This window comes from Flavobacterium sp. Flavsp81, assembly GCF_059491325.1.
This window is the reverse complement of record NZ_CP168505.1, coordinates 1,097,124-1,113,116: the sequence shown is the minus strand read 5'-3', so window position 1 is coordinate 1,113,116 and position 15,993 is coordinate 1,097,124. Positions and strand designations below refer to the sequence as shown.

General features: G+C 30.8%; 20 protein-coding genes. 12 read left to right on the top strand and 8 right to left on the bottom strand.

From position 1 onward, the window contains the following. The first annotated feature begins 63 nt into the window (after positions 1-63). From ACEN92_RS04645 to ACEN92_RS04635, 3 genes are all read left to right on the top strand, one after another. The gene (locus ACEN92_RS04645) at positions 64-369 is read left to right on the top strand and encodes a hypothetical protein (RefSeq protein ID WP_495641205.1); all 306 of its coding nucleotides are present in this window, start codon (positions 64-66) and stop codon (positions 367-369) included. A 233-nt stretch (positions 370-602) separates the two neighbouring features. Then, a complete protein-coding gene (locus ACEN92_RS04640; RefSeq protein ID WP_495641204.1) occupies positions 603-1,382 on the top strand; it encodes a carbonic anhydrase family protein in 780 nt (259 codons plus the stop codon). Between the two features lie 269 nt (positions 1,383-1,651). Continuing rightward, entirely contained in the window at positions 1,652-2,467 is an 816-nt protein-coding gene (locus tag ACEN92_RS04635; RefSeq protein ID WP_495641203.1) for a M48 family metallopeptidase, read from the top strand. On the opposite strand, the gene ACEN92_RS04630 is transcribed toward ACEN92_RS04635, so the two are convergent. Together ACEN92_RS04630 and folP are read right to left on the bottom strand one after the other, a co-directional pair. After that, positions 2,457-3,092 carry a hypothetical protein gene (locus tag ACEN92_RS04630; RefSeq protein ID WP_495641202.1) on the bottom strand — a complete coding sequence of 212 codons (636 nt, stop codon included), beginning with the start codon at positions 3,090-3,092 and terminating at the stop codon, positions 2,457-2,459. The genes ACEN92_RS04635 and ACEN92_RS04630 overlap by 11 nt on opposite strands. 5 nt (positions 3,093-3,097) lie before the next feature. Continuing rightward, positions 3,098-3,922: a dihydropteroate synthase gene (folP, locus tag ACEN92_RS04625; RefSeq protein WP_495641201.1), complete on the bottom strand. Its 825-nt coding sequence runs from the start codon at positions 3,920-3,922 to the stop codon at positions 3,098-3,100. Between the two features lie 148 nt (positions 3,923-4,070). On the opposite strand from folP, the gene ACEN92_RS04620 reads away from it, so the two are divergent. From ACEN92_RS04620 to ACEN92_RS04595, 6 genes are all read left to right on the top strand, one after another. Next, positions 4,071-4,610 carry a DUF1599 domain-containing protein gene (locus ACEN92_RS04620; protein ID WP_495641200.1) on the top strand — a complete coding sequence of 180 codons (540 nt, stop codon included), beginning with the start codon at positions 4,071-4,073 and terminating at the stop codon, positions 4,608-4,610. 62 nt (positions 4,611-4,672) lie between these two features. After that, entirely contained in the window at positions 4,673-5,773 is a 1,101-nt protein-coding gene (locus ACEN92_RS04615) for a BT_3928 family protein (RefSeq protein ID WP_495641199.1), read from the top strand. Between the two features lie 223 nt (positions 5,774-5,996). Next, the gene (gene porQ, locus ACEN92_RS04610) at positions 5,997-7,013 is read left to right on the top strand and encodes a type IX secretion system protein PorQ (protein ID WP_495641198.1); all 1,017 of its coding nucleotides are present in this window, start codon (positions 5,997-5,999) and stop codon (positions 7,011-7,013) included. Positions 7,014-7,018: 5 nt separating this feature from the next. Beyond that, the gene (locus tag ACEN92_RS04605; RefSeq protein WP_495641197.1) at positions 7,019-7,618 is read left to right on the top strand and encodes a murein L,D-transpeptidase catalytic domain-containing protein; all 600 of its coding nucleotides are present in this window, start codon (positions 7,019-7,021) and stop codon (positions 7,616-7,618) included. A 35-nt stretch (positions 7,619-7,653) separates the two neighbouring features. Beyond that, positions 7,654-8,346 (top strand): (d)CMP kinase, encoded by a 693-nt coding sequence (cmk, locus tag ACEN92_RS04600; RefSeq protein WP_495641196.1) that lies wholly within the window; start codon positions 7,654-7,656, stop codon positions 8,344-8,346. Between the two features lie 64 nt (positions 8,347-8,410). Further along, on the top strand, positions 8,411-9,787 hold the full coding sequence (locus ACEN92_RS04595) for a nucleoside permease (RefSeq protein ID WP_495641195.1): 1,377 nt from the start codon (positions 8,411-8,413) through the stop codon (positions 9,785-9,787). A gap of 51 nt (positions 9,788-9,838) precedes the next feature. Here the strand turns inward: ACEN92_RS04595 and ACEN92_RS04590 are convergent, their stop codons facing one another. The 5 genes from ACEN92_RS04590 to ACEN92_RS04570 are packed head-to-tail and all read right to left on the bottom strand — an operon-like array spanning position 9,839 to position 12,728. Then, the gene (locus ACEN92_RS04590) at positions 9,839-10,309 is read right to left on the bottom strand and encodes a nuclear transport factor 2 family protein (protein ID WP_495641194.1); all 471 of its coding nucleotides are present in this window, start codon (positions 10,307-10,309) and stop codon (positions 9,839-9,841) included. A gap of 50 nt (positions 10,310-10,359) precedes the next feature. Beyond that, positions 10,360-10,884, bottom strand: a complete 525-nt coding sequence (locus ACEN92_RS04585) for a hypothetical protein (RefSeq protein ID WP_495641193.1) — start codon at positions 10,882-10,884, stop codon at positions 10,360-10,362. 10 nt (positions 10,885-10,894) lie between these two features. Next, positions 10,895-11,371 carry a hypothetical protein gene (locus ACEN92_RS04580; RefSeq protein ID WP_495641192.1) on the bottom strand — a complete coding sequence of 159 codons (477 nt, stop codon included), beginning with the start codon at positions 11,369-11,371 and terminating at the stop codon, positions 10,895-10,897. 6 nt (positions 11,372-11,377) lie between these two features. Then, the gene (locus tag ACEN92_RS04575) at positions 11,378-12,055 is read right to left on the bottom strand and encodes a peptidoglycan DD-metalloendopeptidase family protein (protein WP_495641191.1); all 678 of its coding nucleotides are present in this window, start codon (positions 12,053-12,055) and stop codon (positions 11,378-11,380) included. Positions 12,056-12,062: 7 nt separating this feature from the next. After that, positions 12,063-12,728, bottom strand: a complete 666-nt coding sequence (locus tag ACEN92_RS04570; protein ID WP_495641190.1) for a spermidine synthase — start codon at positions 12,726-12,728, stop codon at positions 12,063-12,065. A gap of 63 nt (positions 12,729-12,791) precedes the next feature. On the opposite strand from ACEN92_RS04570, the gene ACEN92_RS04565 reads away from it, so the two are divergent. Beyond that, on the top strand, positions 12,792-13,343 hold the full coding sequence (locus ACEN92_RS04565; protein WP_495641189.1) for a 1-acyl-sn-glycerol-3-phosphate acyltransferase: 552 nt from the start codon (positions 12,792-12,794) through the stop codon (positions 13,341-13,343). A gap of 84 nt (positions 13,344-13,427) precedes the next feature. On the opposite strand, the gene ACEN92_RS04560 is transcribed toward ACEN92_RS04565, so the two are convergent. Beyond that, a complete protein-coding gene (locus ACEN92_RS04560; RefSeq protein WP_495641188.1) occupies positions 13,428-13,904 on the bottom strand; it encodes a helix-turn-helix transcriptional regulator in 477 nt (158 codons plus the stop codon). 312 nt (positions 13,905-14,216) lie between these two features. On the opposite strand from ACEN92_RS04560, the gene ACEN92_RS04555 reads away from it, so the two are divergent. Beyond that, positions 14,217-15,371, top strand: a complete 1,155-nt coding sequence (locus ACEN92_RS04555; protein ID WP_495641187.1) for a M14 family metallopeptidase — start codon at positions 14,217-14,219, stop codon at positions 15,369-15,371. 77 nt (positions 15,372-15,448) lie between these two features. Continuing rightward, the gene (locus tag ACEN92_RS04550) at positions 15,449-15,928 is read left to right on the top strand and encodes an Lrp/AsnC family transcriptional regulator (protein WP_007805990.1); all 480 of its coding nucleotides are present in this window, start codon (positions 15,449-15,451) and stop codon (positions 15,926-15,928) included. Positions 15,929-15,993: the final 65 nt, after the last annotated feature.

Sequence of the window (15,993 nt, the reverse complement as noted above, 5' to 3'; positions counted from 1 at the left end):
TTTAATGCAAATTGCAGCCAATTACCAAAAACCAAAATATTTAAAAAAACCAGAATAAAATTGTTGAAAAATACATTTAAAATATCACTTCATTTCTATTTTTCATTAGGGGTAATTATTGTCTCTAGTTTTTTTATATCCTTTGGTCAATCTATTGATTTTAAAAGAGATGTATCAATTAAAAACAGCAGTTTTGTTTCAAACCTTGTTTTTCAAAAAAAGACAAACGCCCCAATCGCTTTACCCTATCAGAAACATAATAATAAGAGAAATTCTCATAACAAATCCCGGGTGAATAGTTTCCTCAAAAAAAAAGAATATAAAAATCCAGCAACCGAACCTTTTTGCTGGCTTAATTATTTTGGCTAACCTGCAAAACAATATCCTTTCAAATTATTTTTTCAGGTTTATTTCTTCAGTTTTTCGTCCGCCACATTTTTAATTTAATTGTCCGTTAAATCTTTAATTCAAATCAAAGACAGATCAAAATAGATTAATCTGGAAGTAAGCTTCTATTTAAATCTCTTTTTAGATGTTCTTTCTATTGGTTTTTAAAGAAATTTCCAAAAACAATAATTAAATAAAATACACACACTTAAAAGATGAAAGCATATATCAAACAAATAAGTATTGCATTAATAGTAACTGCAATGTTCGTTTCTTGTAATAAAGATGAATCAAATGAAACAAATACGGAATTTCCTGAAGGCATAGTAAGTTATAATTATCCTCTTGGAACAACCAATATTCAGGGACAATCGCCTATTAGCATCAACACAAGTGCTACCGAAAAAATGAATACTACGGATCCTGTTATTCATTATAATGCAATAACATTAAGCAGTGTAGAAAACACAAGCGAAAACCTAAAAGTAAGTTTATCAACTACCGATAAAGCAAACAATTATATTACGATTAAGGGAATGAAATATGAATTGCAACAATTTCACTTTCACCGTCATAGCGAACACAATATTAATGGAGAATATGGTACCATGGAACTTCACTTTGTAAACAAATCAGCAACAGGAGCTTATGCAGTTTTGGGAGTAGTTATCAAAACCGGAACTGTTAATAGTGCTTTGCAAACACTTATCGACGGATCTCCAACAGATAAAGGTATAAATGCGATGAGCGATACTTTTTATTTGAGTTCTATCATGCCTTCAGATACCGGAAAATATTATAGCTACAGTGGTTCGCTGACAACCCCAAATTTGGATTCAACTCCAAACCAGGGACCGGTAATATGGATTGTATTCAAGAATAATATTCAGATGACAGGTGATCAATTAGAGGATTACGCGGATATTTACGAGGAAGAAAATTTCCGTGCAATACAGCCAGTTAATAACAGAACTGTTTATGAAAACATCAGATAAATTTTTAATAGTGGTGAATTGAAAACAGCACTTGATTATTAGAATCTTCCAATCTGCAGATAATTTGTGCAGATTTGGAAGATTTTTATTTACACATAATTTAAAGATTATTATAATGTTGTTGTAAATCAATGAACTATAAAGCATAATAACCTTGTAAAGCCGTTAAATTAATAAGAATTGATTAAAATTATATTACTTTTTCCTCAAATTGTATAAAGGAAGAATGTTTTTTTAAACTAAATTCGCTATATCAAAAATCCAGAATCATGAAAAAATATTTATTTCCATACGCTTTTACTATATTTTTAATTTGCTCTTGTGCAACGAATCCCATCACAGGAAAAAAAGATATTAATTTTGTTTCAAACAGCGAATTGTTTCCATCTTCTTTTCAACAGTACAATGCTTTCCTTAAAGAAAGTAAAGTTATTTCAGGTACATCGGATGCCAGAAGAGTAGAAAATGTGGGAATGAGAATAAAAGCTGCAGCCGAAAAATATTTAAATTATTTAGGACAGTCTCAATACCTCAAAGATTACAGATGGGAATATAAATTAGTTGAAAATAAAGAAGTTAATGCCTGGTGTTTGCCTGGCGGTAAAATCGTTGTTTACTCCGGAATTTTGCCAATTACACAAAATGATGCCGGCTTAGCTACAGTAATGGGACATGAAGTTTCGCATGCTCTGGCAAATCACGGAGCCCAAAGAATGAGTGCAGCTCAATTGCAACAGTTGGGAGCGGTAGGAGTAGCAGTTGCTACAGGAAACCAAAGTGCCGAAAATCAGCAGATGTGGCAGAAATATTATGGACTGGGTTCAGAAGTAGGAGTAATGCTTCCATTTAGCAGAAGCAATGAAAGTGAAGCTGATAAAATAGGATTGACACTTATGGCAATAGCAGGTTATGATCCGGATGATTCTATTGCATTTTGGACCAGAATGTCTGCTAAATCAGGAGGAGCCGGAACTCCGGAATTTTTGAGTACTCACCCTTCAGATGCTACCAGAATCGCTAATTTAAAATCATTAATTCCACAGGCGAAAGCTACAGCAGCAAAAGTGGGAATTGTCAGAATATAAATTCTTTTGGAGTTTTATCATTAAAATTATCTAATTTTTTAATTAAAATTTTATTTTGAAGATATTCCTGATAGCTCATATTTTTATCAAATAATAATATAATTTCAGGGTTAATGGCAAAATTAATAGCATAAAAATAATTTAGAACGTTTGATTTTTTAACTTCAACATCCTTATTAAGTAAAACAAAATTATTTCCTTTTCTAAAGTAAAATATAAATCCTTCACCTAATGATGGTTTGTCCATTTTATAATACACTTTCGTGAAAGGCAAAAAGGCTAAATTTTTCCCGACAGAATCGGCGTACGAATAATAGTTTTCGGCTTTTTCATTTTTATGAGCTTTTTCAGCCCGTTTTTTTTCCTGAAGTTTCATTACTTCAGGAATTACTAGTTTAAGTGGCAGGCGTTTATCTATATTGAAAATCCAATTGGTCGAAATAATACTGTTTTTACGATTTACTTCTGCCAGGGTATCTTTTCCCTTTGTTTTAAAAAAGATATAAACAGGCGAAAGATCTTCGACATTTTTAATTATTGAAACATTTGATTTTGGCAATAAAATATCTTCTTTGTTTCCACAAGAAAAAAGAAGACAGACAAGAATTAAACTAAAGTATTTCATAATTGTTATAAATTTAGTTTACTGAATAAGGTCACACATTCCATTGCTTCTTTAACATCATGAACACGGAGTATTTTAGCACCTTTTGTTAATGCAATTGTATTTAGAACCGTTGTTCCGTTTAGAGCTTCCTGAGCCGAATTATTCAGCGTTTTATATATCATGGATTTTCTCGAAACACCCGCTAAAACTGGTAATTCTAAAAAATTGAAAAGTTTCATTTTTTGTAAAACCTCATAGTTCTGATCGATTGTTTTTGCAAACCCAAAACCCGGATCTATAATTAAATCGTTAATTCCGAGACTTCTGGCTTTTTTTACTTTTTCAGAAAAATACAACAGCATTTCTTTTATAATATCATCATAATGTGTCAGGCTCTGCATTGTTTGCGGGTTTCCACGCATATGCATCATAATATACGGAACGTTATATTGTGCAATAATATCAAACATTTTCTCGTCTAATTCTCCGGCAGCAATATCATTTATAATGGCTGCCCCATTTTCGATACTTATTTTTGCTACTTTGGACCTAAAAGTATCAATCGATAATAAAGCTTTAGGAAAATGCTTTAAAATCAACTCGATCACAGGAACAATTCTGTCAATCTCTTCCTGTTCTGAAACAAATTCGGCACTTGGCTTACTTGAATAAGCACCAACATCTATAAATGTGGCACCATCAGAAAGCATTTTATCTACCTGTAAAATAATCTCATCTTCATTTTTATATTTGCCTCCATCAAAAAATGAATTTGGTGTTACATTCAAAACTCCCATCACTTTAGGAATTGACAAATCAATAAGCTGGCCTTTACAGTTAATTGTCATTTTTATTTCAAGTTTTATTTGTTTCAGGTTCAAGTTGTCGGAATTTCAGGTTCTTTTTAAAAACTTGGAGTAAAAGAAAACCTGAAACTTGAAACTCTTTAATATTATCCTTATTTTTGAAGAAATTTTAGCAAATATACAGCAATAAATGAAGAATACTTCCCTTGAATATGATAATGTAATTACGGTTTGCCGTACTTTATTTATCAATAAAATGAAAGATTATGGCAGTGCCTGGCGGATTTTAAGACTGCCTTCATTAACAGATCAGATTTTTATAAAAGCCCAAAGAATCAGAAGTTTGCAGGAAAATGAAATCCGTAAAGTTGATGAAGATGAAAAAGGAGAATTCATCGGAATCATTAACTATTCGGTTATGGCGTTGATTCAGCTAGAATTAGGAGTTGTTGATCAGCCGGATTTAGATGTTGAAAGAGCAACCGAATTGTATGATGCCAAAATTAAATTGACAAAAGAATTAATGGAGGCCAAAAATCATGATTACGGGGAAGCCTGGCGAGATATGCGTGTGAGTTCACTGACCGATTTAATTCTTCAAAAACTACTTCGCGTAAAGCAGATAGAAGACAACAAAGGTAAAACTTTAGTGTCTGAAGGAATTGATGCTAATTATCAGGATATGATTAATTACTCCGTTTTTGCCTTGATTTTAAACCCAATTAAATAAATTATAAATTCTAAACTACGCCTAAGATAATTGAATTTGGAATTTGCATTAAACCTATACCTATGAAAAACATCATTACTCAATTCTCTCGGCTATTTGTCGGTGTATTATTTATCATTTCAGGATTAATAAAGCTAAATGATCCTGTTGGTTTCTCTTATAAACTGACAGAATATTTTAGTGAACCTGTTTTCAATATGCCATTTTTAGAGCCTTTTACGTTAGGGCTGGCACTATTTCTGGTAATTTTAGAAGTAGTTTTGGGAGTTATGCTGCTTGTCGGTTACAAAGCTAAAGCTACAATTTGGTGCTTATTGCTTTTAATTATTTTCTTTACTTTCCTGACTTTTTATTCCGCTTACTTTGATGTAGTTAAAGACTGTGGCTGTTTTGGCGATGCCTTACATCTAACACCTTGGCAGTCATTTACAAAAGATATTATATTGCTGTTCTTTATTCTGATCTTGTTTATCAATAAAAAATTAGTAAAACCCTTATTTTCAAATACTGTAACCAATATCATTACGTATGCAAGTATTATTTTATGCATTTTTATGGCTGTTTGGGTTTTAAACCATAATCCAATAAAAGATTTTCGTCCTTATAAAGTCGGTACCAATATTGAGAAAGGAATGGAGATTCCTGAAGGTGCTCCAAAATCAGTAGTTGAAATGATTTTTATCTATAAAGTCAATGGTGTTAATAAAGAGTTTAGCGAAAAAGATTTAATGAATATTCCTGAAGGGGCAACTTTTATTGACAGAAAAGATAAAGTCATTACAGAAGGTTATGTGCCGCCGATTCATGATTTTACAATGACTAAAGATGATTCTGATTATAAGGAAGAACTTTTGAAAGAACCAAAATTATTAGTATTTGTAACTTATGATTTGGCTTTGTCAAATCCTGATGGGATGAAAAAATTGGAGAAACTGAATCAGGAAGCCAAGACTAAGGGTTACAAAGTAATAGGAATGACAGCTTCGGGAACAGATCAAATTCTCAAAGCTAAAAAACAATTTGGTTTAAATTTTGACTTTTATTTTTGTGATGCGACGGCTTTGAAAACAATAGAAAGAGCAAACCCAAGTATTGTTGTTATTCAAAATGGTACAATAATTCAAAAAGTACACTATAATGATATTGATGATTTAAAACTTTAAATTAAGTTTATCAATATTTTATTTACAAAACATTTAAATAATTCAAGTTCAGTAAATTAGGATGAAAAAAAATCCATTTTTTGGGCTTGTTTTTTGTATTTGTAATTATTTTTTTTGTAATTTTGCCGTGTTGTAAAAAAGTTATATTTAAAAATTTAAATGTTTCAGAATTATAATTTTATCTTCGCATTTGCGTTATAATGCAGATTAAGCTCTTAACAAAATGTTGAAAAAATTTGTTCTGTTTTTTTTATTTTTTGTGTCCGTTTCTTTCGGTCAGATAGGAGGGCGGTATACATATCAATTTTTAAACTTAACAACCTCCCCAAGACAGGCAGCCTTAGGAGGAAAATCGATTACAATTTATGATGAAGATGTTAATCAGGTAATGTTTAACCCTGCCACTTTAAATGCTGATATGGATAATCATCTGGCTATGAATTACGGTAATTATTATGGAGAAGCATCTTATGGAACAGCTTCTTATGCCTATACATATGACAGACATCTGCAAACCTTGTATGCTGGTATAAGCTATATAAATTATGGTACTTTTGAAGGTTATGATGAAAATGGCCAGGCTACATCAGATTTTACAGGCAGTGAAGGAGCGCTTTCTGTTGGTTATGCATACAATATTCCTAATACAGATATACATGTTGGAGCAAATGCTAAATTAATAACATCGACTTTAGAAAGTTATAATTCTGTTGGCGGTGCATTAGATTTAGGTTTTTTATTTATAGACGAAAGAAATGATGTAAATTGGGCATTGGCAATTCGTAACATCGGAACCCAGTTTACAACCTATTCAGGTGTAAAGGAAAAATTACCACTTGAAATTATTGCAGGAGTTTCGCAAGAATTGGATCATGTGCCAATCAGATGGCATCTTTCTTTAGAAAATTTACAACAATGGAATATTTCGTTCTCGAATCCGGTTCGTGGAGAAGGCAATATTGATGGTTCAGCAAATGAAGAGAAAGTTTCATTTGTAAATAATGCTTTGAGACATGTGATTTTTGGAGTAGAACTTTTTCCGCAAAAAGCATTCAACATAAGATTAGGATATAATTTTAGAAGAGCCGAAGAATTGAGAATCGAAGAGCAACGCAATTTTTCAGGAATTTCATTAGGTTTTGGATTAAAAATGAATCGATTAAAATTTAATTATTCGTATTCTAAATATACATTAGCAGCAAATACAAGTCTTTTTGGTTTAATTATTAATCTTCAATAGTAATTATGAAAATATTTAATTTTATTTTATTTGTTATAGCAGGAGTTCTTTTCACAAGTTCAAAACCTTACTTTAAAGATGAGCCCAACAGTTTAGAACTTGAAAGAATTAATTATCAGATTGATGGAATAAAAACGATGATTAATAATAATCCAAAGTACAATTCTAAAATTGCTTTTTTTGTTGATATGAAAATTCCATCAGGAAAAAATCGTTTTTTTGTTTATGATTTAGTAAACAATAAAATTTTAGATCAAGGCCTGGTTGCTCATGGATGTGGTTCTGAAACAGGGGTAAAGGGCAGTTTGAAGTTTAGCAATGAACCTAATTCTAATTGTACTTCTTTAGGCAGATATGCTATCGGAAAAAATTATCAGGGAATTTTTGGCAAAGCATACAGACTGGCCGGTTTAGATGAAACCAACAGCAAAGCAATGGAAAGAGCTATTGTTTTACATCATTATTCAGCAGTTCCTTACGAAGAACAAGATCATTATATCAGCCGTAGTCATGGATGCCCTATGGTAAATGAGCAATTTTTTAAAAGAATTGAAAAAATTATTGATACTTCTAAGTCAAACATACTTTTAAATATTTATTATTAAGCAATAATAAATTCCTATAAATTAAAATCACCACTTTGAAAAAAATCACGATTGCTATAGACGGCTTTTCCTCTACCGGAAAAAGCACTTTAGCAAAACAACTTGCCAATGAACTTGCTTATGTCTATGTTGATACTGGAGCAATGTACCGGGCAGTTACTTTCTTTGCAATGAAGAACAATCTGATCAAATCTGATTTTTTTGATAAAAAAAAATTAATTGATTCACTTCCTCAAATTCAATTGGATTTTAAATTTAATTCCAACTTAGGTTTTGCAGAAATGTATCTGAATGGTGAGAATGTTGAAAAACAAATTCGTACCATCGAAGTTTCCAATTTTGTGAGCAAAGTTGCCGAAGTTTCTGAAATACGCTCCAAATTAGTGGAACAGCAGAAAGAAATGGGTAAAAACAAAGCTATAGTCATGGATGGGCGAGATATCGGAACCGTAGTGTTTCCTGACGCCGAACTAAAAATATTCATGACTGCCAGTGCTGAAACCCGGGCACAAAGACGTTTTGATGAATTACAACAAAAAGGTGATAATGTATCTTATGAAGATGTTTTAAAAAACGTAGTCGAAAGAGATTATATAGATACACACAGAGAAGATTCCCCATTAGTTATTGCTGAAGATGCTATAGAAATTGATAATTCTTATTTAAGCAGGGAAGAACAATTTGCTGCAGTATTAGAATTGGTAAATGAAGTTGTTAAAACTGTTTAATTGTTTGTAGATTTCATTTTTAATAGTAGTTTTACACTTCATTTATTTAAAGACAATTTCATCTATGGGAATTAAAAACAGATTAATTGTAATGAGCTTTCTTCAATTTTTTGTTTGGGGAGCGTGGCTTATCACAATTGGAAATTATTGGTTTGGAACTAAAAACTGGGAAGGAACTCAGTTTGGTTTGGTTTTCGGAACAATGGGAATTGCTTCTTTATTTATGCCGACTTTAACGGGAATCATTGCCGATAGATGGGTAAATGCAGAAAAGTTATATGGAGGTTTACATATACTTTATGCATTAGTTTTATTTGGCATTGCCCAAGTCACTACACCGGATAATTTTATATATGTAATGCTTGCTGCAATGTGTTGCTATATGCCAACAATTGCGTTGAGTAATTCAATTTCCTATACTTCACTTAAATTAAACAATAAAAACATCGTAAAAGATTTTCCGCCCATTCGTGTATGGGGAACAATAGGTTTTATTGTTGCTATGTGGATTACGAATTTAAGTGGTAGTAAGGCAACAGAATACCAGTTTTATATTGCTGGAATTGGAGCCTTAGTTTTAGGAGTTTACGCTTTTACATTGCCAAAATGTGAACCACAGCGCTTAACTAAAGAAAATGCCTCATGGGTAGAAACTTTAGGACTGGAAGCTTTTAAATTATTTGGAAATTACAAAATGGCTTTATTTTTTGTATTTTCTATGTTTTTGGGTGGAGCTTTGCAGTTAACGAATGCTTATGGAGATGTTTTTTTAGATGAATTTAAGCATTTTCCAAAATATGCAGATTCTTTTGTGATAAAATACTCGACTATTATTATGTCGATTTCCCAGGTTTCTGAGACTTTATTTATTTTGGCAATCCCGTTTTTTTTAAGACGTTTCGGAATCAAGCAAGTAATGCTGATTAGTATGTTAGCATGGGTGCTGCGTTTCGGATTATTTGCTTTTGGAGATCCTGTTACAGGTTTATGGATGATTATTTTATCATGTATTGTTTACGGAATGGCATTTGATTTTTTCAATATTTCAGGCTCCTTATTTGTAGAGAGCAATACCGATTCTAAAATCCGATCTTCAGCACAGGGATTATTTATGATGATGACAAATGGGGTAGGCGCAGTCTTGGGAAGTTTGACATCAGGTTGGGCTATTGACAAATATTTTACAAAATCTTTTACAACTACTTCTGAACTGGCAACATTTTTACAAACTGATACTTCAAATTCAAAAATGTTGGATTTTGTAAAATCTCAGGGAAATTCAATTTCGGCTGAAGGGATTTTTAGTAATCCGATTTTAATGAAAGACTGGCACACCATATGGCTGTCTTTTGCAGCATATGCCTTGATTATTGCAATTGCTTTTGCAGTTTTGTTTAAACACAAACACGATCCAAAAGAATTGGAAAATTTAGGACATTAGATATATAATCAGAATTAACTCCTTCTAAAAGGGTAGTTAATTGGATTAAAATTATTTAGATTGCTGAAATTTCTTAAGGGATAATAAAGCCTGTTCTTTTATTTTGTTCTGAAAAAATCCAGTCCATCCTAATAAATATCCGGTAAACCCAAAAGCTTGTTTCGACCATTTCCAAACATCAAAATTATCAGTGTGTTTAATAATCAAACCATCCTGAAAAAGAAATTCAGCAGAAATTTTATTCACTACTTTCCGATTGGTTTTACTAAAATTATATGTAGCAACCCAACGGGCAGATCCTGAAAATTCATCAGCTCTTACATTTGAAAATTCAATTTTTATGTCACCTTTACTTTTTAAAAGCAGCATTTCCCACATTTCAGAAACTTGCTCCTCTTTTAAAAGACCAAATACAGGATCAATAAAATGTACTTTAGGATGATAACATTCGCTCATGGTTTTAGCATCACCATTTGCAAAAGCAGTATAAAATTTAGTAATTAAATTTTCGTTCGGATTCATTTATATAAAATTAGACTATAAATGTAAGATTTATTTTGGTTAAATAATACTTATAAAAGACTAATTGCTTTGGCGGTATCAAAGGTTTTTTTAGATTTATCGAATGCAGTAGAAAAATAATTCTTTTTATTAACAGCAGTAAAATAACCCGTTTGATTTCCAAAAGTATTTGAACTACCTGCAACAATAAATCTAATTGCCTGAATATCAGTTTTCTTAAGTTTTAATAATTCAGTTGGTGTAAAATAATAATAAGAAGTGGTTTTCCCATCTGCTGTTTCCTTACTGTTCTTGTCCACACAAGCAATCACATCTCCATTAACTAAATCAACGTAGACGCCTCCTGAAATTCTTGTTTTATCATTCGTTGTCGCAATTGTCAGTTTTAAAATACCTCCTTTATCTGTTTTTGCAATTTGCACATCAACTTCTCCAGTCAGTACATACTTCTCACAAATAAAAGTATAATTTTCAGTTGCCGGAAAAGGCTTTGATCCCTTAACACTCATAGTCTGTTGAGCATTTGCAAATGTTGAAAGTAAAAGAAACAAAAAAAAGGGTAATTTTAAATTCATAACAGTAAATTTATTTTTCAATTATTTTAGAGTCGAATTTTTCATCCCAATCCATTGATTTTATGGCAGTAATTAAATTTTCCTCATTCACAAAAATTCGAAGTTCTTTGTTGGCAACTTTTTTTGTGTACAAAGCATGATAGCGATAAATGGTTTCTTGTTTAGTTTTATAAACACCGTCCAATTTCAAATCAATAAAGCTTCCGTAATATTGTCTAAACCTTAAACAAGTTTTAGTCAACCGTTCTTCAGTTGTATTTTCCATCACAGATTTAGTCACTTCGGTTTCATTAAAAGGTTTAAACTTGGATGTATTGCAAGTTTCCAGAACTCTTCTCCCTAATTTGTAAACTTTGTTTTGCTCATTTGAATCTACTTCAGCAGCTGAGACTTTTTTTATTTTTAAATCTTCCGTGTCTCTGCTGGTTGTTTTAGATTTACAACCAATTAATAACAACAAACATATAATCAATCCTGCTTTCTTCATAGCTATTTATATTATTTTTAATAATAAATTTGGATCAGGACAATTTTCAATATAAAAATTTAAATCACCTGTATTGCAAACTCCCGGATAATCTCCCCAATAATCTTCTATATTTTTAATAATCTGAAAATGTAAATGAGGTGCATAATTTCCGTTAACTTCTGAATTTCCAATACGTGCTAAAAATTCTCCTTTTTTAAAAAATTTCCCAATATTGATTCCTTCTATACTATCTAACGATAGATGTCCATATAAAGTATAAAATTTTTGATTTTCAATTTCATGCTCTAAAATTATTGTAGGTCCATAATCTCCTAAACTTGTATTATTTTTAAAACTATGTATTTTACCATCAAGAGCTGCTAAAACGGGAGTGCCGGCTTCTATCCATAAATCAAGACCAATATGAATGTTGCGCTCAGGAGACAAGTCATTATTAAAAATGGGACTCCGTTGGTATAAAGCTCTACCTTCAATATAACCACCAAAGGCTACTTTGCCATTATTCTTTTTTAAATAATCGGCAATAAATTTTTCAAAATCAGCTGAATTTTTAGATTTTATTTTAACCAATTCCTGATTTGTCATAGATAAATCTAAGGCAATATATTTAGAATAATCAATAGTTGAATCGATAACTTTCGCAGGGGGAAGGGTTTTTAATATGGTTACAAGAGGTTTCATAAAGAGTTTAGGTTACTTTTTCAATAATAATCAATTCATTATGATGTTCTACACGAGGTAACATTTTAGTAGAATATAATTCCTGATTAATTTCAGAAATGTATTTCCTGTTTCTGATATTATGTGCTTCATCAAGAATCATGGTATTAAAAAGCACAAAGCCCTGATTTTTTAACATTGAACATATTCTTTCGCTAAAAAAGCGTTCGAATAAAAAGTTGGGCATATTTGTATCTTCAAAAATATCTATAATAATTAAGTCATAGAGATTTTTAGTTTTTAAAACAAATTCAAAAGCATCATCAATAATAATTTCTAGTTGTTTAATTTGACTGAGATTAAAATATTCATTTGCAATCTGAATCATATCCGAGTCAATTTCAACTCCGGTTATCTTGCCTTTATATTCAATTTCATTCACCAGGGTTTTTATAACACTTCCACCGGCAACTCCCAAAACCAATACATGATTCATTTCCTGAATAGTTTTAAAACCAATATTTTTTAAACCATACCTTAATATACGCTGTAAACTTCCGTAAGAGTAATTGGTGTTTTCAGAATCTAAAACCAATTCGCCATTAGCCCAGGTAACCTCAATCATTTTACTGCGTTTTGATTTTTTTGTGAATATTTTGATTGGAATTAAATAGCTAAATATTTTTTGAATCATTTTTATGCTTTTACTCAAATTTAGTTTAATTTTTTTTTATTTTGTGCGAAATATGAAATTTTAATGAAGAAACAATTCTATAAATTCCTTTTTTTTAAGCTAATGGGCTGGAAAATAACAGGGATTGAAAATGCTGAAGTAAAAAAGTGTGTGATGATGGTAATGCCGCACACCAGTAATCATGATTTTTATTTAGGAATTTTCACAAGAGGCATATCTGGTTTGGAGATGAATTGGGTAGGCAAGAAAGAATTGTTTAAATTCCCGTTAGGCTATTATTTTAGAAGTGTAGGAGGTGAGCCTCTGGATCGTTCCGGTGGTTTGAATAAAGTTGATGCGATAGCTTCTATTTTTGAAAGAAAAGAAGTTTTTCGCCTCGCCGTAGCTCCCGAAGGAACCCGTAAAGAAGTTTCGGAAATTAGAAGCGGATTTTATTATATTGCCTTAAAAGCAAACGTGCCAATTATCCCTGTTGCATTTGACTGGGGCAAAAAAGAAGTAAATCTTGGAAAAGCATTTTTCCCTACCGGAGATTATGAAGCGGATTTACAAATTTTAAAAAAACATTATGAAACCGTTTTAGGGAAAATTCATAAAAACGGATTTCAGCTTTAATTTTTTAAGTATTTTAAAGTTACCTGAGAATCGCTTAAATGAAAAATATTTTTAAAATTTTTCAAAAACGCGCTAAATTTCAAATTACGGGATATATACCTTAAATGTCCCGTTTTTATAAAAGAACACAATTTTTTCTATTTCATTTTCTTCAGGATCAAATTTTGTGTTTTTAGATTCCTGAATATTTCCTGACTGTGTTTTTTCCTTTTCGCTATTATCAATTTTAGAAAATAAATCTTCAGTAATATAATTTTCATTTGAAGACATAGAGGAAGGAGCTGTTGCTAAAATGTTATCAGCAATTTGCTTTTTTGAAATCACATTGTCATCACTTTTAGGAAAATCTCCTTTACCATTTAAAATCCAATATAAATCAACTTCGGGGAAAACTTCTGAAATCTTTAATACAAAATCTAAACTGGGTTTGTTTCTTCCTGAAAGAAGATGCGACATACTTGAGCGCTGAACACCAATTTTGTCTGCAAAAGAAGAAGCATTTAGCGTATAATAATCCAGTATAATTTCAAGCCTTTTTACAAAATCATCGATGTTTACCATTGTAAATTATTATTTATAAGTTAGCTGTTTACAAATGTAATTAAAAGAAATAACATAACCTATTTTCTATATTAGAATTAGATTTAATACTCAATAAGTTCTAATTTATAACTATACATGATACCATTAAACACATTAATTTACAGTTATTTATGTGTTTCAATTAACACCAGTAACATTTGTCAACTATTAGAGAATTAAAGCTTTTCCTAGGATTAAAAAAGATGTTTACATTTCTAAATTTCAGTAAATTTTATATGTTTACAATTGTAAAAATAAAGATGTTTACTTTTGTAAACTAATCAAAAGATCATGAATTTAGAAGAATTATTTAATCAAAACAAAGAGCAGTCTATTGAAGGACGCTACCTTACTATAGAACACATTCAGCCTTTATTAGAGAAAATTAATATAGATAATCAGGTTAAGATTATTGGCAAATCGGTTTTGGATAAACCAATATATAGTTACGAAATTGGAACTGGTAAAACCCGAATTTATCTTTGGTCGCAAATGCATGGAAATGAAAGCACAACTACCAAAGCTTTATTTGACTTTATTAATGTCTTAAACAGCGGGTCGGAATTTGCTGAAAAAATGCTTAAAACTTTTACTTTTTACTGTATACCGATATTAAATCCTGATGGTGCAGCGTTATATACTCGTGCAAATGCAAATGAAATTGATTTAAACAGAGACTCCCAAAACCTGACGCAGCCTGAAAGTAAGGTGCTGCGTGAAGTTTTTGAAACTTTTAAACCGCATTATTGTTTTAATCTGCACGATCAGCGTACTATTTTTGGTGCGGGCGAAACGGGTAAACCTGCTACTGTTTCATTTTTGGCTCCTTCTTATAATGAAGAAAGAGAAATTAATGAAAACAGATTAAAAGCCATTAATTTAATTGCTGCCATTAATGATGAGCTTGAAAAACATATCCCTGGACAAATTGGACGTTTTGATGATTCATTTAATATTAACTGTATAGGAGATACATTTCAGTATTTAGGAGTTCCTACTATTTTATTTGAAGCCGGTCATTTTCAAAATGATTACTCGAGAGAAGTAACCCGAAAATTTATATTTTTCTCACTTGTTACAAGTTTTAAAACACTTTTCGAAAACGATATAGTTGATAATAGGATTGCTGATTATTTGAATATTTCACAAAATAAAGCGGTTTTTTATGATTTTATGTATAAAAATGTCAAAATAAATTATGATGGTATCGAAATTATTACGAATTTTGTCGCACAATACAAAGAAGAATTGATTAACAACAAGATTGAATTTAACGCTTATATAGTTGAAGCAGGTGAGTTGGAAAATTATTTTGGACATTATGAATACGATGCAAAAGGTGCTGAGTATTCGGATGAGTTTAGTAATTTTCCGAAAACGAATCAAAAAGCAAATTTTTGTTTAAACAAAAATGTTAAATTTGTTAACGGATTGATAAAAAGTTAAATTTTTTACGAATTTGTTGTTTTTTATATATATTTTTATACTTTGTAATACCAATTAGTAATATTAATTAAAGAATTATGAGTAAATTTCGTTTAGATGAAGTAGATCACCAGATTTTAGATATGTTAATAGATAATACGAGAGTTCCGTTTACTGACATTGCCAAAAAATTGTTGATTTCTGCTGGAACTGTACATGTTAGAGTAAAAAAAATGGAAGATGCAGGGATAATAATGGGATCTTCATTAGCCTTAGATTACGATAAATTAGGGTATTCATTTATTGCTTATGTTGGAGTATTTCTTAATAATACATCTCAGACAAAATTTGTATTAGAGAGAATTAATCAGATTCCATTCGTAACTGTAGCATCTGTAACTACAGGAAAATTTAATATTTTCTGTAAAATTAGAGCTAAAGATACCAAGCATGCTAAAGAAGTTATTTTCATGATTGATGATATTGAGGGAGTTTACAGAACTGAAACAATGATTTCATTAGAAGAAAGTATTAACGATAAGAAGCGTTTGATGCATACTATTTTTAAAAATATGTAATATTTTCTTGAATGCTATATTAAAATATAACCTCAAGTTTTCTTGGGGTTTTTTTATGACTAATT

Excerpts from the sequence above, each read along its gene's own strand:
- ACEN92_RS04640 (WP_495641204.1), top strand. The coding sequence starts at position 603 with ATGAAAGCATATATCAAACAAATAAGTATTGCATTAATAGTAACTGCA.
- ACEN92_RS04635 (WP_495641203.1), top strand. The coding sequence starts at position 1,652 with ATGAAAAAATATTTATTTCCATACGCTTTTACTATATTTTTAATTTGC.
- ACEN92_RS04630 (WP_495641202.1), bottom strand. The coding sequence starts at position 3,092 with ATGAAATACTTTAGTTTAATTCTTGTCTGTCTTCTTTTTTCTTGTGGA.
- folP (WP_495641201.1), bottom strand. The coding sequence starts at position 3,922 with ATGACAATTAACTGTAAAGGCCAGCTTATTGATTTGTCAATTCCTAAA.
- ACEN92_RS04620 (WP_495641200.1), top strand. The coding sequence starts at position 4,071 with ATGAAGAATACTTCCCTTGAATATGATAATGTAATTACGGTTTGCCGT.
- ACEN92_RS04615 (WP_495641199.1), top strand. The coding sequence starts at position 4,673 with ATGAAAAACATCATTACTCAATTCTCTCGGCTATTTGTCGGTGTATTA.
- porQ (WP_495641198.1), top strand. The coding sequence starts at position 5,997 with ATGTTGAAAAAATTTGTTCTGTTTTTTTTATTTTTTGTGTCCGTTTCT.
- ACEN92_RS04605 (WP_495641197.1), top strand. The coding sequence starts at position 7,019 with ATGAAAATATTTAATTTTATTTTATTTGTTATAGCAGGAGTTCTTTTC.
- ACEN92_RS04595 (WP_495641195.1), top strand. The coding sequence starts at position 8,411 with ATGGGAATTAAAAACAGATTAATTGTAATGAGCTTTCTTCAATTTTTT.
- ACEN92_RS04590 (WP_495641194.1), bottom strand. The coding sequence starts at position 10,309 with ATGAATCCGAACGAAAATTTAATTACTAAATTTTATACTGCTTTTGCA.
- ACEN92_RS04585 (WP_495641193.1), bottom strand. The coding sequence starts at position 10,884 with ATGAATTTAAAATTACCCTTTTTTTTGTTTCTTTTACTTTCAACATTT.
- ACEN92_RS04580 (WP_495641192.1), bottom strand. The coding sequence starts at position 11,371 with ATGAAGAAAGCAGGATTGATTATATGTTTGTTGTTATTAATTGGTTGT.
- ACEN92_RS04575 (WP_495641191.1), bottom strand. The coding sequence starts at position 12,055 with ATGAAACCTCTTGTAACCATATTAAAAACCCTTCCCCCTGCGAAAGTT.
- ACEN92_RS04570 (WP_495641190.1), bottom strand. The coding sequence starts at position 12,728 with ATGATTCAAAAAATATTTAGCTATTTAATTCCAATCAAAATATTCACA.
- ACEN92_RS04565 (WP_495641189.1), top strand. The coding sequence starts at position 12,792 with ATGAAGAAACAATTCTATAAATTCCTTTTTTTTAAGCTAATGGGCTGG.
- ACEN92_RS04560 (WP_495641188.1), bottom strand. The coding sequence starts at position 13,904 with ATGGTAAACATCGATGATTTTGTAAAAAGGCTTGAAATTATACTGGAT.
- ACEN92_RS04555 (WP_495641187.1), top strand. The coding sequence starts at position 14,217 with ATGAATTTAGAAGAATTATTTAATCAAAACAAAGAGCAGTCTATTGAA.
- ACEN92_RS04550 (WP_007805990.1), top strand. The coding sequence starts at position 15,449 with ATGAGTAAATTTCGTTTAGATGAAGTAGATCACCAGATTTTAGATATG.